General features: G+C 78.0%; 1 pseudogene. It reads right to left on the bottom strand.

What is annotated here, in order from left to right:
- Positions 1-1,725, bottom strand: a pseudogene (locus E1265_RS37655) (TIGR02680 family protein); the annotation flags it as partial.

The raw sequence follows: 1,725 nt of genomic DNA, 5'->3' as shown, positions 1-1,725 counted from the left end.
CGGGTGTGGGGGGCCGGCGGGTCGGGTTGGCCGCCGGCCTCGAGCGCGGCGATCTCGGTCTCGGTCTCGTGGACACGGGTGGCGAGCGCGGCGCGCCGGGCGGCGAGGGCGGCGGCCTGGTCGGCGAGGCGGGCGGAGGCCGCGCGGTGCGCGCGGGCGGCGTGCTCGCGGGCGGGGTTGGGCCCGTGCAGGACGTCGGTCCACCGCTGGAACTCGTCGAGCAGCCCGGTGGGGTCGTCGGAGGGCAGTTCGGCGCACTGCTCGAGGTGGTGGCGCACGGCGTCCAGCAGGGCGCGGCCGGCGTCGGCGGTGGCCTGGGCGGCGTCCGCCGCGGCCTGGTTGGCGTGGGACAGGTCGGCCTCGGCCTCGTCCAGGCGCCGGGCGGCGGCGTGGCGCTCGCCGGCGGCCCGGTCGGCGGTGGCGGCGAGCGCGTCGAGGTGGTCGAGGTTGCGGCGCCCGCGGTCAAGCGACTCGTCGGCCACCGCCTGGTCGCCGAGGCCGGTGGGGGCCGGGACGTGGGCGGCGGTCGCGAGGTCGCCGGCCCGGGTCAGCGCGGCCTCGGCCTGCCGGCGGGCGGCGTCGAGCCGGGCCTCGGCGGCGGCGCCCCTGGCCTGGGCGCGGGCGACGAGGCGCGCGGCGGCGGCCTGGTCATCGGCCGCCCGCTGGCGGTCGCGGGTCGTGCGGGCGGCGGCCTCGGCGGCCTGTTCGAGCTCGCGGGCGCCGCGCATCTCGGGGCCGGCGCGCAGCGCCGCCTCCCGCTCGCGCAGCCGGGCCTCGCTCTCCTCCAGGGCCGCGATGCGCTCCTGGGCCTCGGCCCTGGCCGCGACCGCCTGCTCACGGTCGGCCTCGGCGGCGGCGAGTTCGCGCTGCTGTCCCTCGTATCGGGCGTGTTGGCCGCGCGGTAGGCGGGCCCGGCGGCGGCTGGCGACGCGGGCGTAGCGCCGGTAGTGGTCGAGGAAGGTGGTGGCGGCGCGCTCGGCCTCCACGGTGGCCCGCAGCTCCTCGCGCTCCTCGTCAAGCGACCGGAACGCCTCGGCGGCGTCGGCGATGACGGCCTGGTCCATCGGTGGCAGCGCCTCGGTGAGGGCGCGGGAGAGCGCGGCCTCGTTGGGGCGCTTCGACAGCTGCGGCTGGCGCAGTTGGATGAGCAGGTCGACGAGGGCGCCGTAGCGCTGCTCGCCGAGCCCGAACAGCGCCTCGTCGACGGCCCTGCGGTAGGCCCTGGCCTGCTCGTAGACCAGGCCGTGTCCGGCGATGGCCTCGGCGAGCCGGTCGCGGCCGAGTGCGGTGCCGGTGGCGTCGAGCAGGCGCACGGTGCCGGCGCCCGGCTCTTCGCGGTGGTCGACGCGCTGGTCGGTGATGGCGAACCAGTGGCGGGCGATGCCGCGCCCGGCGACGGCCTTGAGTCCGCAGAGCAGGGTGCGGAAGTGTTCCCGGCCGGTGTCCTGGTCGCGGCGGCCGAACTCCAGCCAGGTGTAGCCGAGTCGCTCGGGGTGCGGGTGTTCGCCGCCGAGCAGCAGGTTCCACTCCATGCGCTTGCCGGGGTCGCCGTCGGGCTCGACGCGGCGCGGGGAGAGGTCGCCGTCGAGGAGGAAGGGCAGCGTGAGGGCCAGCACCTTGGACTTGCCGGTGCCGTTGTTGCCGCGCAGCAGCAGGCGGCCGTCGTGGAAGTGGAACTCCTCGACGTCGTAGTGGAACAGGTCGACCAGGCCGATGCGCAGGGGC

Origin of the sequence: Streptomyces sp. 8K308 (assembly GCF_004348315.1) — a bacterium.
GTDB lineage: Bacteria > Actinomycetota > Actinomycetes > Streptomycetales > Streptomycetaceae > Streptomyces.
Note: the sequence above shows the minus strand (reverse complement) of the source record. Positions and strands in the feature narration are given on the sequence as shown.